Consider the following 16,799-nt stretch of genomic DNA (forward strand, 5'->3'; position numbering starts at 1 on the left):
AGACCCGCCCCTTGCCGGCGAGCGCATGTTCTCGTGTCTTCAGGACGGTGCGCTGTTGTGGTGAACACTCCGCGCAAAGTTAGAACATATATTCGAACTGGCTGCCTGCGAGCGCGGATCAAGCCGTGTCTGCCCTACTCCATAGGCCGTTGTCCAGCGCATATAGCGTGGCAGCGACGCGATTGGTGGCCCCGATCTTGAGATAGATGTGTTCTATGTGGTTCCTTGCCGTCTTAGGGGCAATGAGCAGCTCTTCGCCTATCTGCTTGTTGTTCATACCCCTGCAGATCAGTGTGAGTACCTCCATCTCCCGCTCGGTGAGCGGGGAAGGTGAGGTGCGTCGTCGCCCTTCCCTGTGCCCCGCAGCAACCAAGACGGCCTCGGCAGCGGCGCCGTCTATGCGCCCTGCCGCCACTTCGGCGTTTAGCCGTCTCCCGGCTGCTTGAGGTGTCAGGGCCTTCCTGTGCGGACGCGGCTCGAGTGAGGTCTGAAAGGAGCAGGCCGCGGCGAGCATGCGTTGGCAGACATCGAGATCTCCCCCCGCCAGGCCTCGCGGATAGCCGGAACCGTCCAGCCGTTCACGGTGTGCCCCAGCAATGGCTGCCACGCGCCTCATGCCCGGTATCCTGCCGAGGATCCGTTCAGTGAGGTATGGGTACATCTCCAGGCGTTCGCGCTCCAAGGTGGCTAGAGGCTGGCGTTTGTCCCAGATCCCGTTGCTCACACCCATGCGCCCAAGGTCGTGGACCCAGGAGGCGCGGCGGAGAAGTTCGACGTCGGCCGGCTTGAGTCCGCGCTCCCGGGCAGCCGCGGCGGCCAACGCCTCAAGGGATCTCGAGTGCCCTGCCGTCCATGGTGACTTCAGATCGGCGAAGTCGCCCATGGCCCCTAGTACCCGGTTCAGCTCTTCACCACTTAGCTCGGCCGCTTCAGGTGCTGCGGCAATCGCGGCCGGCCATGGGTCTGCGGTAAACAGTCCTGCGGTCAGGTCTGCGGCATGGGCACAGAACAAGTCCACCAGCCCGGGATCGAACTGCGTGCCGCGTCTCGCTCTCATCGTGGCGAGCGCAGCGTCAACACCTCCTGTGCGGATGAACACCTCAGCCATGTCCGCTACCTGGGCAATGCGCATCTCCAGAGGGATTTCAAAACCAGCCTTCCCTTCCGGAAGGCCGAGACCATCCCATCGTTCAAAGGTATGACGCAAAACCTCTGGAATCCCTGTTTCCAAGCCGACCCTGCTTGCCAGTTGACCGGCCGAGGTGCAGTGCGAGCTGATGAGTTCGCGCATTACGGTGTTTGCTGTCGCCGTGAACAGGGTTTGTTGAGCTGTTCGCCGCAAGCGTGGCATGCCGGTCCCCGTGTGATGCAGCATCATCGAGAGCATGGGGAGTCCGTGGGTATCGATCTGGTAATAGTCGGAACGGAAAGATATGTCGTCCCCAAAAAGCGCCGCCAGCTCAAAGGAGTCGGCATGGCAGCCAATCCAGGCCAACAGATTCACGTAGTAGAGGCGCTCGCGGGAAGCCAGGCCAATATCCAGGAGATTGGCAATGCGCATACCTAGCAAGGTGGCTCGGAGCATATGGTCCATGGGTTGACCCAAGCCCAGATCGATGGCTAGTGACAAGGCTGCGAGAAGTTCTGGCCGGGTGGGTCCAGGCACACGATCCCGCGCCTTTGCTCCCCCGGGCCCAAGACTCGGAGAAGGCGGCTTGGCGATGAACGAACCATGGTCATTCACCTTCTCATTCTACGTCTGTGGGCGTTCCCGTAGCGGGTTCTTGCGCAGCGAGGGTCTCATTCACCGCCAACAACATTGCCGGGCTCAACCCGGGCGGCACATCCACCTCGACCGCAAGTGCCTGCAGCGCCTTGCTGAAGTAATTGCGGGCAGCCGCCGCCAGCGTTACGTCCACTATCTCCGTGTCGCTGAAGCCCGCGCGTCGCAGGGACACGGAATCGGCGTCGTCCATGGCAGCAGCGTTCCTGCTCAGCTTGGCGGCAAAGTCCATCATGGCCACCTCGGAAGCGCTCAAGCCGGCGTCGCGATAGTTGCGCATAAGCCTGACAAGCTGCTCCTCACCCATGAATCCCAGCGACTTGTTGACATGGGCCAGCAGGCAAGCTCGGGAGCCCAGTGCCTGTGCCGCCGCCAATGTGACCAGTTCATACCGGCGCTGGCCTAGCGACCCAGCAATGGCCTGTTGCAGGGCCCTCCATGCGGCGTAGGCTTCCGGACGCAGCCCCATGACCAGCGAGTGGCTGGGGACATAACCCAGTGCGTGTGCATCGCTCCCGTAGATGTCCGCGAGCAAACCAGTGGCAAGCTCTGGCGGGACGGTGTCTACGATGCTCATGACTGCCGCCCATGGGCCTGCACGGCTCCCGGCATCGGGGATACCGCCGTTGAGGGGAAGCGCAGGCTCAGCTCGGACACAAACAATCCACGTTGCGGAAGCCAGAAATCGGCGAGCTGTTCCTGCTCGGGCAGCGGCCTCGGCGTGCCGGCGTCGAATCCATCAATGCTGGCGCGACTTCCCGTCACCGCCCAGATGCGCTGAGGCTTGGCCTGGAACGACTGGCCGTTGGGGACCACACCGGCCATGCTCATCCTGCCCGCGCTCAACATCGGACCCATCAAGGTTCCCATGGCGCCCAAGAGCCGATCGTTGCGCCACCAGGCCGCGGGCATGCGCTGGGCCATGCCGGTGGCCAGGCTCGTGACCCACGACGTGCCGAGATCAATCTCCCACCGGACGACGCCGGGCACACTCACCATGAGCTGCCACGGGCTGCTCCAGTCACCGGAAACACCAGCCACGTGAGTGTGCGCCACGGCCGCACCAAAGTACCGGGCGCAGCTAACCTCCCATGGGGCATCCGCGTAGATGCTCCACCTGCCCTGCGGAGTGCGCAGCCACACGGCGTGATATCCGGGACCAATGGAACTGGCCGGGAACCGGCGAAAAGCGAGGTAGTGGCCTGAGCTGAATGGCATGCCCATGAGTGCGTAGCCGGCAAAATGCTCAGCCGGATCCTTTTCCAAGGCGGTGCGGCGTTCGGCCTGGGCTGCGGATTCTTGAGGGGTTGGGGTAAACATGGCGGGCTCCTTCACATCATGTGAAGAGCCTAGAACCGTCTCCCAGGTTAGGCATGGGGCAGATGACCCATGGAGCGCCTATTTGTGCAGGGATTTTGCACGGCACGACTCACGTGGCTTAGCCGTCGTAGGCTGATTGCAACGCAGCGATGTCAAGTTTTTGCATACCCATCATGGCCTGCATGGCACGCGCCGCACCTTCCGGATCCGGGCCGCCCAAGACACTCGTGAGCATTGCCGGAATGAGCTGCCATGACACTCCGAATTTGTCCTTGAGCCAGCCGCACTGACTCTCCTGGCCGCCGTCGGCCGTCAGCGCTTCCCACTTCTCATCCAGCTCGGCTTGCGTGTCAAAGAACAGCTCAAAGGAAACTGCCTCGTTAAATTTGAACTGTGGCCCGCCGTTGAGACCGCGGAAGCCACGCCCACCCAGTTCAAAGGAAATAGTCAGGACCGTTCCCGGAACCCCCGGGCCGTCATCGCCCCATCGCGAGGCGTCCAGAATGCGCGAGTTGGGGAAGAGCCCCACATAGAAATTCGCTGCTTCTTCTGCCTGTCCGTCAAACCACAGGCACGTGCCAATTCCAGCCATGTCCACCACATCCTTGAGCCCAGAGGGCGATTGTTTACGGTATGAGCCAAAGCCTATGGCTCAAGGCAGGGGGCAACAATAGTTACTGGCCAGTAGATTGATTCGCGGGAGCCGGACATTGGCGGCCAATGGATTGGGACTAAACTCCCATACGTGACGCAATCAAAAACAACGCCCAGACCACCACATGTCTTATACGCAGCCGCAGCGGATCTAGTCCTCGTGCTTATTTTCGCCGCATCTGGCCGCAGCTCTCACAGTGAAGCCCTGACGGCCGGTGGCGTCTTCCTCACCGCTTGGCCCTTCCTCGTTGCCCTTGCCCTGGGTTGGCTCGTGTGCCGCACATGGAAAGCACCACTGACCATCTGGCCGCAGGGAGTTTGCCTGTGGCTCATCACGGTCGCTGGCGGGATGGCCCTGCGCATCGTGTCCGGCCGAACAGCCGAACTGCCCTTTGTCATCGTCGCAACCGTTGTTGTTGGTCTGTTCCTGCTGGGCCACCGAGCCGTTGGACAACTCATCGTCAAGCGCTCGTCCCGCGCCTAAACCCGCCATGGCGTGGGATACGATCGAGTCCAGCATTACCGAGCACCACACCACAAGATGCTTCACCAGAAGATAAGGACCCCTGCCGTGATCACCGCTTTTGTCTTAATCAAAACTGATGCAACCCGGATTCCCGAGTCCGCCCAAGAGATTTCCGAACTTGCCGGCATCAGCGAGGTTTACTCCGTGACGGGCGAATGGGACCTGATCGCCATTGCGCGCGTTCCAAAGCACGAGGATCTGGCCGACGTCATCGCCGACAAGCTCTCCAAGGTCAAGTCAGTGGTTTCCACCACGACGCAGATTTCTTTCCGCGCCTACTCTCAGCACGACCTCGACGCCGCGTTTTCCCTCGGCATCGACAGCTAGCTCCCCCTACAGCGGCAGTTGCCGCAGCGGTGGCCGCCCCGACTAAACTGGGCGGCTGCTAAGTTCCACCCAGGACTTGAGCACATTGGCAGCCGCGCCACCATCGATGGACGCCTCGGCGCGGGCCAAGGCAAACTTCATGCGTTCGAGCAGGGGCCCTGATGCTGTTCTGTCATAAGCCACGAGTCCGGCTGCAGCGTTCAAAAGGACAGCGTCTCGGATCGGGGACCGTTCACCGTCGAGGATCCTGCGAACCACCTCAGCGTTGTACTGCGCGTTTTTTCCGCGGAGGTCTTCGATCGTTGCGCGCGCAATTCCCAAATCCAGGGGGTCGAAATGACTCTCGGCAACCTGACCATCACGCACTTCCCACACAGTGGAGGGGCCCGTGGTGGTCAGCTCATCGAGGCCATCGCTCCCACGGAAGACCAGTGCGCGAATGTTTCTGGCGGCCAAGACACCGGCGATCAGCGGAGCCATGCGGGGATCGGCCACACCAATCGCCGAGGCCACAACATGAGCCGGATTGGTAAGAGGACCCAGAAAGTTAAAGGCAGTTGGAACGCCGATTTCCTTCCGAGCCACTGCCGCGTAACGCATGGACGGGTGGAAGAAGTTTGCAAAGCAAAAAGTGATTCCAACATCGGTAGCGGATTGAGCCACCAGCTCCAAAGACATGTCCAGGCGGACTCCGAGGCTTTCGAGGACATCGGCAGAACCTGCGGCCGAGGACGATGCCCGGTTGCCGTGCTTGACAATGGTGGCGCCGGCACCGGCACAGACCAAAGCCGCCATGGTGGAAATGTTGACAGTGTTGAGCCTGTCGCCACCGGTGCCAACAATGTCCAAGGCCTCGGAGTTCACGTTCAGTGGGCGGGCATTGGACAACATGGCCTCAACCAGGCCCGTCACCTCCGCAACCGTTTCACCCTTGGCGCGCAATGCCACCAAGAAGCCGGCAATCTGCACATCGGTGGCATTCCCGGCCATGATCGTATTCATGGCCCACGCCGTATCCTCTTGGCTGAGGTTCTCCCTAGCGATCAAGGCAGCGATCAAATTCGGCCATGTGGGTGTCTCGGATGGGGCGTTGGGAAGTTGATTCACTTTCCAAATGTTAGTCCAAAGTACAACCCCCTCAGCATTTGTGACCATTGACACAAGACGCGCCCTTGTGCATAGCCAGCTGGATCCAAGCTGTGAATACACCGGAATTTCGCAAGTTTGTAGAAAAAGATCCGTGAATCGGAGTTTTGCATTGGGAACTCTGGCGTTTTATAGACATAATGTCTATGTGACAACTGCGACCCATGCCCCCAGTACCCCGGCGCATCCGACGCTGAATCGACCGAACTTGGTTTCTGTAGGAACCGTAGTTTGGCTGTCCAGTGAGCTGATGTTCTTCGCCGGCCTTTTTGCCATGTACTTCACGCTGCGTTCCACCACGGGTGGAATGTGGGCTGAAGAAACGGCCAAGCTGAACTTCCCGTTCGCTTTGGTCAACACTCTTATTCTGGTTTCCAGCTCATTCAGCTGCCAGATGGGCGTGTTTGCCGCTGAGAACCTTCGGCCTCGCCGCACCGGAAGTCGCTTCGCGTTCTCCAAGTGGGGAATGACGGAGTGGTTCCTGTTGACCTTCGTCCTCGGTGCCATTTTCGTAGCCGGTCAGGCGACCGAATACGCGATGCTGACCTCCGAGCACGTAACCCTGAATTCCAACCCGTATGGCTCTGCCTTCTACATGACCACAGGCTTCCACGGCCTGCACGTCCTCGGCGGACTCATCGCATTCCTCCTCATCATCGGACGCGCCTACGCTGCCAAGAAGTTTGGACACTTCGAAGCCACCAGCGCGATCGTGACTTCTTACTACTGGCACTTTGTGGATGTCGTGTGGATTGGCCTGTTCTTGGTCATCTACGTCTTGAAGTAAGCCGCACCACTAGCTTTCTTCTCTCACGGTAAGAATTAGCATTTGCGGCCCTCTCCCGGGGCTGCTGGATATAGATCAAAGGAACCACCAAGTGAAGGCACTTTCGCAGAAGCGACGTCATCCGCTGGCCGCACTAGCGCTGCTAGTTTTGGGGCTCATGTTGACAGGTGGGCTATACGCCGTTGTCACAACAGTGAATGAAGCCAAGGCCGATACCACCACCTACTCGGCGCAGCAGGTAGAAGAGGGCGAGAAGCTCTTCGTTGCCAACTGCGCCACCTGTCACGGCATTGGCGCCAGCGGCACGGACGCAGGACCGTCCTTGGCTGGCGTAGGCGCTGCGGCTGTTGACTTCCAGGTCGGCACGGGCCGTATGCCCATGCAGATGCAGGGACCCCAGGCATTGAAGAAGCCCGCCCAGTTCACCACTGAGCAGACTCGTGAGCTGTCGGCTTACGTCGCCACATTGGGCGATGGACCGGCACTGCCGGCCGAGGAATACCTCGACGGTGAAGGCGACGCTGCCCTTGGTGGCGAGCTGTTCCGCGTGAACTGTGCCATGTGCCACAACGCTGCCGCAGCCGGTGGCGCCCTGACCCGCGGCAAGTTTGCACCGTCGCTCGAAGGCGTCTCAAACAGCCACATCTACAGCGCCATGGTCACCGGCCCGCAGAACATGCCGGTCTTCAACGATGCCAACATCAGCCCTGATGGCAAGCGCGACATCATCACCTTCTTGAACACCATCGAGAACCAGGGCAACCCCGGCGGCGCCAAGCTTGGCTCACTGGGCCCGGTCTCTGAAGGCCTGTTCATCTGGACTGCTGTTCTGGGTGTCATCATCGGCTTCACCATCTGGCTGACGTCACGGACCTCCTAGCAACAACTAGCTAGATAATTTTTTGGCTGCAGTAGCAGCCGCCAGAAACATACATTACGACCCCGGTATCACCGGGATAAGAGAAGGATGAGGGGATTATGGGCAACCATAGTGACGGCACGCCGACAAGCTCGGACGCCGTAGCTAAGGCTGGTCACAAAGAGGTGGATAGGTTCCAAGATCCGGGACTGCCTCCACATCGTTTGCGACTAGCTGATACGAACCCCAAGGCAGCAAAGCGCGCCGAGCGCCAGGTGGCATGGCTGTTCATTATTTCCATCGTGGGCACGCTGCTGTTCTTCGTTGGCTACTTTGGCGTTCGCCTCGATGACACCATCGCGACCTTGCGCATCCAGAACACGTTCCTGGGCTTGGGCGTGGCTTTTGCCATGCTGGGCATTGGAACGGGCATTGTTCACTGGGCACGCGCCCTCATGCCTGACCACGAAGTGGCCGAGGAACGTCATGAGATTCGCAGCGAAGAGGACCGTTTGGCCGCTGTCAAGATTGTCGATGACATCATCGACGAGACCGGCATCAAGCGCCGCCCGTTGATCCGCAACACCCTCATCGGCGCCGTCGCACTGGCTCCGTTGCCGGCAATTGCAATCTTCCGCGACCTTGGTCCGCTGCCCGGAGATACCTTGCGACACACCCTCTGGAAGGAAGGCGAGCGTCTTGCTCGCGATCCCGACGGTACCCCCATCAAGGCCTCCGATGTCACCATCGGCTCCGCGTTCCACGTGATTCCCGAATCCTTGAACGAAATGCATGAAGGCAAGCTCAACGCCAAGGCCAAGGCTGTGGTGTTGTTGATGCGTCTCAAGCCCGAGGACCTTAACCCGTCCGAAGGTCGCGAAGACTGGGGCTACAACGGAATCGTTGCCTACTCCAAAATTTGCACCCACGTTGGTTGCCCTGTTGCCCTGTACGAGCAGCAGACGCACCACCTGTTGTGCCCCTGCCACCAGTCGACCTTCGACCTGACGCAGGAATGCAAGGTCATCTTTGGCCCTGCCGTCCGCCCGTTGCCCCAGCTGCCGATCACGGTCGATGCTGACGGCTACCTGGTCGCTCAGAGCGACTTCCACGAACCTGTTGGACCGAGCTTTTGGGAGCGTGGCTAAACATGTCTGCAGCAACTCAAACTCCGTTCGAACCCAAGACCTCCACAGGCCGCATCACCAACTTTGTTGATGAGCGCGTTGGCGGTTCAGGGATTCTGCGCGAATTCGGCCGCAAGGTCTTCCCGGACCACTGGTCCTTCATGTTTGGTGAAGTGGCACTCTACGCCTTCGTCATCTTGCTTCTCTCAGGTACCTTCCTGACGTTCTTCTTTGATCCGTCCATGGCTGAAACCCACTACGACGGCGTCTACGTGCCCCTCAAGGGCGTTGAAATGTCTGTGGCGTACAGCTCCTCTTTGGACATCTCTTTTGAAATTCGTGGCGGCTTGTTCATGCGCCAGGTTCACCACTGGTCAGCACTTCTTTTCGTCGCTGCCGTCTCCGTGCACATGCTGCGCGTCTTCTTCACGGGCGCCTTCCGCAAGCCGCGCGAACTGAACTGGGTTGTGGGCGGTGTCCTGCTGATCCTGTCACTGGCTGCTGGTTTCACCGGCTACTCACTCCCCGATGACCTGCTTTCCGGCAACGGTTTGCGCATTATTGATGGTGTGGTCAAGTCGATCCCGATCGTCGGAACGTACATCTCGTTCTTCCTCTTCGGTGGAGAATTCCCGGGAACGGCTATCATCAGCCGTCTGTACATGATGCATATCATGCTGGTTCCGGCCATGATCCTGTTGATGATTGCCATCCACTTGTTCATGGTTGTTGTCCACAAGCACACGCAGTACCCCGGCCCGGGACGCAACGACCGCAACGTCGTCGGCTACCCCCTTGGCCCGGTATACGCTGCAAAGGCTGGCGGTTTCTTCTTTATCGTCTTCGGCATCATTGCCTTGATCGCAGGCTTCTTCCAGATCAACCCGATCTGGAACTACGGCCCGTATGACCCCTCCCCCGTTTCCGCAGGCACCCAGCCTGACTGGTACATCGGCTGGGTTGATGGTGCCCTTCGTCTGATGCCCGGTTGGTTGTTCAACATTCCAATGGAATGGAACATCCCGTTGCCGTGGGGCACCAACACGCTGACCTTCAACGTTCTTGGCCCGGCCTTGATCCCTGCAGGCATCGTCTTCACCTTGCTGTTCATGTACCCGTGGATTGAGCGTTGGGTAACCCGCGACAACCGTGAACACCACGTTCTGGACCGCCCGCGCAACGCCCCGACCCGTACGGCGATCGGTGTTGCAGGTTTCATCTTCTACTGCGTCATGTGGGCAGCAGCAAGCTCTGACTTGATTGCAACTCACTTCCACGTTGCGTTGAACGATGTAACTTACTGGTTGCGTGCCCTGTTCTTCATCGGCCCGGTACTTGGCTTCATCGTTACCAAGCGCGTAGCCCTGGCGCTCCAGCGTAAGGATCGCGAGATCGCCCTGCACGGCCGTGAGACCGGACGCATTGTGCGCCTGCCGCACGGTGAATTCCAGGAAATCCATGCACAGCTCGATGACTACAAGCGCTACAAGCTGGTTGGTTATGAGTCTCCCGTTCCTGAAGAAGGCATCCCGAACGAAAACGGGATCGTCACCAAGAAGGAAAACCTGCGAGCCAAGCTCAGCAGCTTCTTCTTCGAGGATCGCGTAGCACCTGCTACACCTTCAGAGCTGGAAGCCGGTCACCACCACGAGGCCATCGAGGCCAGCGGTGATGACGAGAAGGCTGTAACGCACTAAGGGCATCACACTAAAAGGCTGTGGCCCGGCTCCCGCAAGGGAACCGGGCCACAGCCTTTTTCATGTGAACCAGCCTTTCGAAGTCCCGGCGTATTCCTGGCCCTTGGAACTTCATGCCACAGGGCACTGGCGGGCTGCAACTGGCCCTTCTGGGCCCACCTGGGCCACGGCCTAGTACATGCGTCGAGCCCGGACACCGGGCCGTTGAAGGGGCACACGCAGCTTGTAGCGGTCGGCACGATAAAAGGACACTGAGTAATCCACGGTGGAACGCGCTACGAAGGCGTGGCGTTCGGTGCGCAGCACAGGAGCCCCCATTTCCACTTTCAGCAGTCGGGCGATGGACGGTGTGGCCGCGTTGGCCTCGATGATGTCCTCGCCCCACTCGATCACGAGACCGTACCGCTCCCCCAAAACGTTGTAGAGGGACGACGGCGCACCGGCGTCGAGAATGCCGGGCACCCGCCAGGCCGGGATGAAATTCTCATCCACGCTCATGGGCTCATCGTCGGCCAGCAGCAGGCGGCGCAGGCGGATGACGTGCTGGCCTTCGTCAATCTGCAGCTCTCTGGCCAGACGGGCAGTGGCTGGAATCTGCTCAAAGGCAAGTGTCCTTGCCGATGGCCGCATGCCGCGCCGCGCCATCTCTTCTGAATAGGAGGTGAGCTTCAAGGTCACGTCCAGCTTGGTCCTGGCCACAAAGGTGCCAATACCCACCACGCGCTCTAGCAGCCCCTCCTCAACGAGGGCCTCCACGGCATGACGCAGCGTCATGCGGGCCACACCAAAGCGAACGGCCATGTCGCGCTCGGAGGGCAGCTGGTTTCCGGCCTTGCTGTGGTTTTGAATGTAGCTGCGCAACAACTCACGCAATTGAATATGAACGGACACTTGCGTGTTCCGGTCCAGCTCCCCCGGGATATCTTCCGCCGGCGGCACCAAAAAGCCCATGAAACTCCTCTGTTTACCGGTACCAGCCTAAAACACGACTACTCTCTATACAGAACATCTACGTCTCAAGGAGTCAACCATGTACACCCGGAAAGCCACAGTGGCGGCCAGCGTCGGTCTGCACGCCCGCCCTGCCGCTGTGTTTGTTCGTGCCGTTAACCGAACCGGCCTTCCCATCACGTTGGCCAAGGAAGGCATGTCCGCGATCGATGCACGGTCTCTCCTTGCGGTCATGAGCGCGGATTTCGAATTCGGCTCCGAACTAGTCATCAGCGTCAGCTCCTGTGACGCCGATGCGGCGTCCATAGAGGCCGCTGTGGACAGCTTGGCGGCCCTGCTGGACACCGATCTGTCCGACCCGGCTTAGGGCTGCAGAAGGGCGCTCAGCGGACCGTCTTGTTTAACGCAAAAAAGGATGGTCCCTCACCTTAGGTGAGGGACCATCCTTTTTGCTTATCTATTCAACTCTAGTGAGCGTGGTCTCCACGGCTGTACTCGTAGACCCAGCCAACCAGTGCGATGACCGCAAGGCCAGCTCCGATCAGGAAGATCCACCAGCCAACTGCAACGCCCAGGAAGCTCGTTGCGGCGGACAGGCCGAGAACCAGCGGCCACCAGCTCCAGGGACTGAAGTGACCCTGTTCGCCGGAGCCTTCGTGAACCTCGGCGTCCAGGCGATCCTCGGGACGAGGACCAACCCGGTTACCGGTGTACCAGACGTAGATGCCAATCATCAGACACAGGCCAGCTACGAGGTAGATGGCGAGGTATCCAACGTGTTCGGTCCAATTGACCATGAAACCGTAAACGGTTGCGACCGGAAGGAAGAAGATGCCGAGCAGCAAGAACAACCATGCTTCGATTTTCACTACTTGGCTCCCTTCGAGGATGCAATCGTAGCTGCAGGTACGTAGTGCGGTGCCAGCTCAGGATGGTGAAGATCCAGGGCCGGACGTTCCGAACGGATACGGGGCAGCGAGGTGAAGTTGTGACGCGGCGGCGGGCAAGAGGTAGCCCACTCAAGTGAGGCACCAAAGCCCCAAGGATCGTCAACTTCAACCTTCTTGCCACTACGCCAGGTGATGTAAACATTCCAGAACCACGGAATCATCGAGGCGCCCAAGACGAACGAGGAAATCGTGGAGAACTGGTTCATCCAGGTGAAGTTGTCTTCAACCATGTAGTCGGCGTAACGTCGCGGCATACCCAAGACACCCAGCCAATGCTGGATCAGGAAGGTGCCGTGGAAGCCAAGGAACAAAAGCCAGAAGTGGATCTTGCCCAGGCGCTCGTTGAGCATCCTGCCGGTGAACTTGGGCCACCAGAAGTAGAAACCGGCGAACATGGCGAACACCACGGTTCCGAAGACCACATAGTGGAAGTGCGCAACCACGAAGTAGGTGTCCGAGACGTGGAAGTCCAGCGGGGGTGAGGCCAGGATAATACCGGTCAAACCACCGAACAGGAAGGTAATCAAGAAGCCGATGCTCCAGAGCATGGGCGTCTCAAATGTCAGCGAACCTCGCCACATGGTGCCGATCCAGTTGAAGAACTTCACACCAGTCGGAACTGCGATCAGCATCGTCATGAAGGAGAAGAACGGCAGCATGACCTGGCCGGTCACGTACATGTGGTGAGCCCACACTGTGACGGACAGGGCAGCGATGGCAATGGTTGCAAAGACAAGACCCTTGTAACCAAAGATCGGCTTGCGGCTAAAGACCGGGAAGATCTCAGAGACAATACCGAAGAACGGCAAGGCAATGATGTAAACCTCCGGGTGGCCGAAGAACCAGAACAAGTGCTGCCACAACATGGCTCCACCAAATTCGGCATCAAAGATGTGAGCACCGAAGCGGCGGTCAGCACCAAGCGCGAACAGGGCAGCTGCCAACGGCGGGAAAGCCATGAGGACCAAGATACCGGTCACCAGGGTGTTCCAGGTGAAGATCGGCATACGCCACATGGTCATGCCGGGGGCACGCATGCAAATGATGGTGGTGATGAAGTTGACGGAACCAAGGATGGTTCCGAAACCTGACAGTGCAAGTCCGAAGACCCACAAGTCACCGCCAACGCCGGGACTGAAGGTGGTGTTGGACAGCGGCGCGTAGGCAAACCAGCCGAAGGCTGCAGCGCCCTGAGGGGTGATGAAACCAGCAACGGCAATGGTGCTGCCAAAGAGGAAGAACCAGAAAGCCAGGGCGTTCAGACGCGGGAAGGCAACGTCGGGAGCACCAATTTGCAACGGCATGATGACGTTGGCAAAGCCTGCGAACAGCGGCGTTGCAAACATGAGCAGCATGATGGTGCCGTGCATGGTGAACAGCTGGTTGTACTGGTCTTTGGTCTGCAGGATCTGCATACCGGGTTCAAACAGTTCCGCCCTGATGACAAGCGCCATGACGCCGCCGAGGCAGAAGAAAATAAATGATGCAATCAGGTACATGTAGCCGATTGTCTTGTGGTCTGTTGAGGTGATCCAGTTGACGACAATGCGTCCCTTGGATACCGGAACAACCCTAGGTGCTGCCGAATTTACTTCGGTCGCCGAGTACTCGAGCGTAGACACTTTCCTCTCCCCCCTACTTCGTTGCGTTCAGGTTAGGATTACGGTCGTACTCTTCGCCGATGTTTCCGGTCTGGCCCTTGGCCTTGAGCTCTGCGAGGTGCGCATCGAACTCGGCCTGCGTGACAACCTTGACATTGAAGAGCATTTCAGAGTGGTACTCGCCGCAGAGTTCAGCGCACTTACCGTCGAACGTACCCAGCGCCGTCGGCGTCAGGGTCATGTAGTTCGTCTTGCCGGGAAGCATGTCCTTCTTGTCAAGGAACGCCGGGACCCAGAAGGAGTGAATCACTTCGCGGGAGTTCAGCTGAAGCTCTACTGATCGGTTGATCGGCAGGTACAAGGTGGGAAGCTTCGACTTGTCGATCGGCTTGCCGTCCAAGGTCGCCTGGACACCAGCTGAGTACACAGCGTCCTTGACGTCATTTCCTTGCACATAGTTGAAATCAAAAGACCACTGCTTGGCCCGGACGTCGATAGTGACATCAGGGTTGTCAACGCGTGCGTTGATCGATTCCTGCTCAACGTTGGTGAAGTGGAAGAACACCAGCACCATGAAGAGGGGAATCAGTGTGTAAAAAATCTCCAACGGGAGGTTGTAGCTGGTCTGGCGCGGGTAGCCGGTGGCGCCCTTGCGTCGACGGTAGGCAATGATGCACCAGATGATCAAGGCCCAGGTGATCAGGCCGATAATCAAGACTGTGATCCAGGAATTGACCCAGAGGTCAATGATTCCTGCTGTGTGATTGGTGTTATCACGTTCGGCTGGCAACCAGCCGTTCTTACTCTCTGCCGTGCATCCTGACAAAGCTAACGCTCCGGCAATAGCCAACCCAGCGATGGGGATGACTTTTGCGCGTCGGCTGCCGGTTCGGTCCTGCGAACTCACAGACGGCCCTTCCTCTTGTTACTGCGCTCAGCGGCGGCCTCTGGGGCCACTGGAGCTAAATGGGTTTTACTACTCGATGTAGAGCTTACCGCTATGGCGCGCAAAATGCGCACCAAACCCTCCGTGCGTCGGATGTCCATCGGGAAACTTTTCCGCGCAGCTCTACATCGAGTAGAAGTCTTTACTTAGTGGAATGAATCTCCGCAGGCGCAAGAGCCGCCGGCGTTCGGGTTGTCAATGGTGAAGCCCTGCTTTGAAATGGTGTCCTCAAAGTCGATGCTGGCACCATCAAGGTAGGGCACGCTCATCTTGTCGATGACGACTTCAACGCCGTCGAAGTCACGTACGGCGTCGCCGTCAAGCACGCGCTCGTCAAAGTACAGCTGGTAGATCAGGCCCGAGCAGCCACCGGGCTGGACAGCCACGCGCAAGCGCAGGTCCGTGCGGCCTTCTTGTTCCAGAAGGCTGCGTACCTTACCCGCAGCAACATCGGTGATCAGAACACCGTGGGTGGGCAATTCAGCCTCTGCCGCGGCGGAGGTTGAGGTTTCTTCGTGGACATTTGCAGTCATGGCATTTCCTAACGTGGGGGTACTACTACAATGCTACGTCGAGCCCGGCACGGGCGCTAACTAGTGACAACAGCGCCGGGAGCGCTTGTGTTCCCGGGGGCTACCCCAAGGCGCCTTCGTTAATAGCGGCCAGGAGCATTGCCTGTGCCACGATGGCCTTCTCAAAGTCGCCAAGGTGCAGGGATTCATTGGCGCTGTGGGCCCTTGAATCAGGATCTTCGACGCCCGTCACGAGAATTTGCGCTTCCGGGTATGTTTCCTTCAAATCGGCGATGAACGGGATTGATCCGCCCATTCCGGTTTCGACGGCGGCGACCCCCCACGACTCCCCCAAGGCCCAGAGTGCGGCCTGGGCCGCGGGTGCATGGGTATCGGTTGCGAAGGGCTGTCCCGCCTCACCGGCAGTAAATGTTGCCTGCGCACCGAACGGGGCATGCGCCACCACGTGCGCCTCCAAGGCCGCCAGTGCAGCGGCCGGGTCCTGGCCAGGTGCCACACGAAGGCTGATCTTGGCTCGCGCCGAGGACAGCAGCGTGTTTGAACTCATGTCCACGGACGGGATGTCCATGCCAATGACCGAAAGTGCCGGCTGGGTCCACAGTCGGGAGGTGATGCTGCCCTGCCCGGCCAGCTGGACGCCGTCGAGCACGCCAGCATCGGCACGGAAGCTGTCCTCCGGGTAGTCCACAACGGTTTCCCCGCCCTGGTGGAGACCCTGAATGGCAACCGAACCGTGCTCGTCATGGAAGGTGGCAATGAGGCGGGCCAGCAAGGTTGGCGCGTCAAGGATGGGTCCACCAAACATGCCCGAGTGCACGGCATGGTCGGTTACCCGCACCTCGACGGTGCCGTCTACGAGGCCGCGCAGGCTGGTGGTCAGCGCGGGAATGCCAACCTGCCAGTTCGCCGAATCGGCCACAATGATGACATCGCCGGCAAGCAGCTCCCGGTGCGTTTCGAGGAATCGGGCGAACGTGGGCGAGCCAGCCTCCTCTTCACCCTCAATAAAGAAGGTGACGCCGACGCCGAACGCGTCACCGAGGATCTCTGTCATGGCACGGAAGGAGGCGATGTGGGCCATGATGCCGGCCTTGTCATCGGCTGCCCCGCGCCCATACAGCCGGCCATTGCGTTCGACGGCGGTGAACGGCTCGGAATCCCAGAGGCCGTTGTCGCCTGGCGGCTGGACGTCGTGATGGGCGTAGAGAACCACGGTTGGCTTGCCCGGCGCCGCAGCTTTCCGGGCAACAACAGCCGGCCCACCCTGGCCGCCGTCGTCGTTGGGAACTCGGAGGATCTGGACGTCGTCCAGGCCGGTGGAACGGATGAGGGCCGCGACTGCCTCGGCGCTGCGTTCCAACTGCTTTTCATCGAATGCTTCCCAAGCAATGCCCGGAATGGCGACGAGGTCAATGAGTTCGCCAACAGTTGCAGCAAAGTTGGCGGCAACACTTTGGCGCAACTCAGAGGTGGGGAGCTGCGCGGTGATGTTTGTCAGTTCTACGCCATGCGTGGTGGCGGATGAATCGTGAAGGGTCATGTTTTCCAGCGTACCTCCACGGAAAAGTGACGGCGGTCAAGATGGCGGCCCC

At 59.4% G+C, this 16,799-nt stretch carries 18 protein-coding genes; 7 read left to right on the plus strand and 11 right to left on the minus strand.

The window, feature by feature from the left end; translation table 11 throughout:
• Positions 1-118: 118 nt before the first annotated feature.
• The 4 genes from BLV41_RS07710 to BLV41_RS07725 all read right to left on the minus strand — a co-directional run bounded on the left by BLV41_RS07710 (position 119) and on the right by BLV41_RS07725 (position 3,695).
• Positions 119-1,666 (minus strand): HD domain-containing phosphohydrolase, encoded by a 1,548-nt coding sequence (locus BLV41_RS07710; protein ID WP_074713183.1) that lies wholly within the window; start codon positions 1,664-1,666, stop codon positions 119-121.
• An 82-nt stretch (positions 1,667-1,748) separates the two neighbouring features.
• Positions 1,749-2,360, minus strand: a complete 612-nt coding sequence (locus BLV41_RS07715) for a carboxymuconolactone decarboxylase family protein (RefSeq protein ID WP_074711239.1) — start codon at positions 2,358-2,360, stop codon at positions 1,749-1,751.
• Positions 2,357-3,103, minus strand: coding sequence for a hypothetical protein (locus tag BLV41_RS07720; RefSeq protein ID WP_074711240.1), 747 nt, complete (start codon positions 3,101-3,103; stop codon positions 2,357-2,359). The genes BLV41_RS07715 and BLV41_RS07720 overlap by 4 nt, the downstream gene beginning before the upstream one ends.
• 118 nt (positions 3,104-3,221) lie before the next feature.
• On the minus strand, positions 3,222-3,695 hold the full coding sequence (locus BLV41_RS07725) for a VOC family protein (RefSeq protein ID WP_074711241.1): 474 nt from the start codon (positions 3,693-3,695) through the stop codon (positions 3,222-3,224).
• Between the two features lie 153 nt (positions 3,696-3,848).
• Between BLV41_RS07725 and BLV41_RS07730 the strand changes: the two genes are divergently transcribed.
• Positions 3,849-4,241 carry a DUF3054 domain-containing protein gene (locus BLV41_RS07730; RefSeq protein WP_074711242.1) on the plus strand — a complete coding sequence of 131 codons (393 nt, stop codon included), beginning with the start codon at positions 3,849-3,851 and terminating at the stop codon, positions 4,239-4,241.
• A gap of 87 nt (positions 4,242-4,328) precedes the next feature.
• Positions 4,329-4,610, plus strand: coding sequence for an Lrp/AsnC family transcriptional regulator (locus tag BLV41_RS07735; RefSeq protein WP_044572035.1), 282 nt, complete (start codon positions 4,329-4,331; stop codon positions 4,608-4,610).
• A gap of 42 nt (positions 4,611-4,652) precedes the next feature.
• Here BLV41_RS07735 and trpD read toward each other — a convergent pair whose 3' ends face one another.
• Entirely contained in the window at positions 4,653-5,717 is a 1,065-nt protein-coding gene (trpD, locus tag BLV41_RS07740) for an anthranilate phosphoribosyltransferase (protein WP_074711243.1), read from the minus strand.
• Between the two features lie 187 nt (positions 5,718-5,904).
• Here trpD and ctaE point away from each other — a divergent pair, with 187 nt between their 5' ends.
• From ctaE to qcrB, 4 genes are all read left to right on the plus strand, one after another.
• Complete coding sequence (gene ctaE, locus BLV41_RS07745; protein WP_083360655.1) at positions 5,905-6,543, plus strand: aa3-type cytochrome oxidase subunit III; 639 nt, start codon at positions 5,905-5,907, stop codon at positions 6,541-6,543.
• A 91-nt stretch (positions 6,544-6,634) separates the two neighbouring features.
• Positions 6,635-7,423, plus strand: coding sequence for a cytochrome bc1 complex diheme cytochrome c subunit (qcrC, locus tag BLV41_RS07750; RefSeq protein ID WP_044572028.1), 789 nt, complete (start codon positions 6,635-6,637; stop codon positions 7,421-7,423).
• 98 nt (positions 7,424-7,521) lie between these two features.
• A complete protein-coding gene (gene qcrA / locus BLV41_RS07755) occupies positions 7,522-8,550 on the plus strand; it encodes a cytochrome bc1 complex Rieske iron-sulfur subunit (RefSeq protein WP_074711244.1) in 1,029 nt (342 codons plus the stop codon).
• A gap of 2 nt (positions 8,551-8,552) precedes the next feature.
• Positions 8,553-10,226, plus strand: coding sequence for a cytochrome bc1 complex cytochrome b subunit (qcrB, locus tag BLV41_RS07760; RefSeq protein WP_074711245.1), 1,674 nt, complete (start codon positions 8,553-8,555; stop codon positions 10,224-10,226).
• Positions 10,227-10,397: 171 nt separating this feature from the next.
• On the opposite strand, the gene BLV41_RS07765 is transcribed toward qcrB, so the two are convergent.
• Positions 10,398-11,177: a GntR family transcriptional regulator gene (locus BLV41_RS07765; RefSeq protein WP_170835438.1), complete on the minus strand. Its 780-nt coding sequence runs from the start codon at positions 11,175-11,177 to the stop codon at positions 10,398-10,400.
• A gap of 79 nt (positions 11,178-11,256) precedes the next feature.
• Between BLV41_RS07765 and BLV41_RS07770 the strand changes: the two genes are divergently transcribed.
• Entirely contained in the window at positions 11,257-11,544 is a 288-nt protein-coding gene (locus BLV41_RS07770; protein ID WP_074711246.1) for an HPr family phosphocarrier protein, read from the plus strand.
• Between the two features lie 100 nt (positions 11,545-11,644).
• Here BLV41_RS07770 and BLV41_RS07775 read toward each other — a convergent pair whose 3' ends face one another.
• The 5 genes from BLV41_RS07775 to BLV41_RS07795 all read right to left on the minus strand — a co-directional run bounded on the left by BLV41_RS07775 (position 11,645) and on the right by BLV41_RS07795 (position 16,747).
• The gene (locus BLV41_RS07775) at positions 11,645-12,046 is read right to left on the minus strand and encodes a cytochrome c oxidase subunit 4 (RefSeq protein ID WP_044572020.1); all 402 of its coding nucleotides are present in this window, start codon (positions 12,044-12,046) and stop codon (positions 11,645-11,647) included.
• Entirely contained in the window at positions 12,046-13,749 is a 1,704-nt protein-coding gene (ctaD, locus tag BLV41_RS07780; protein ID WP_074711247.1) for an aa3-type cytochrome oxidase subunit I, read from the minus strand. Before ctaD ends, BLV41_RS07775 begins: the two co-directional genes overlap by 1 nt.
• A gap of 13 nt (positions 13,750-13,762) precedes the next feature.
• A complete protein-coding gene (gene ctaC, locus BLV41_RS07785) occupies positions 13,763-14,635 on the minus strand; it encodes an aa3-type cytochrome oxidase subunit II (protein ID WP_044572017.1) in 873 nt (290 codons plus the stop codon).
• A gap of 185 nt (positions 14,636-14,820) precedes the next feature.
• A complete protein-coding gene (locus BLV41_RS07790) occupies positions 14,821-15,207 on the minus strand; it encodes a HesB/IscA family protein (RefSeq protein ID WP_044572015.1) in 387 nt (128 codons plus the stop codon).
• 100 nt (positions 15,208-15,307) lie between these two features.
• A complete protein-coding gene (locus BLV41_RS07795; protein WP_083360656.1) occupies positions 15,308-16,747 on the minus strand; it encodes a dipeptidase in 1,440 nt (479 codons plus the stop codon).
• Positions 16,748-16,799 lie beyond the last annotated feature (52 nt).

Origin of the sequence: Arthrobacter alpinus, assembly GCF_900105965.1 — a bacterium.
In the GTDB taxonomy this organism is placed as follows: Bacteria; Actinomycetota; Actinomycetes; order Actinomycetales; family Micrococcaceae; genus Specibacter; species Specibacter alpinus.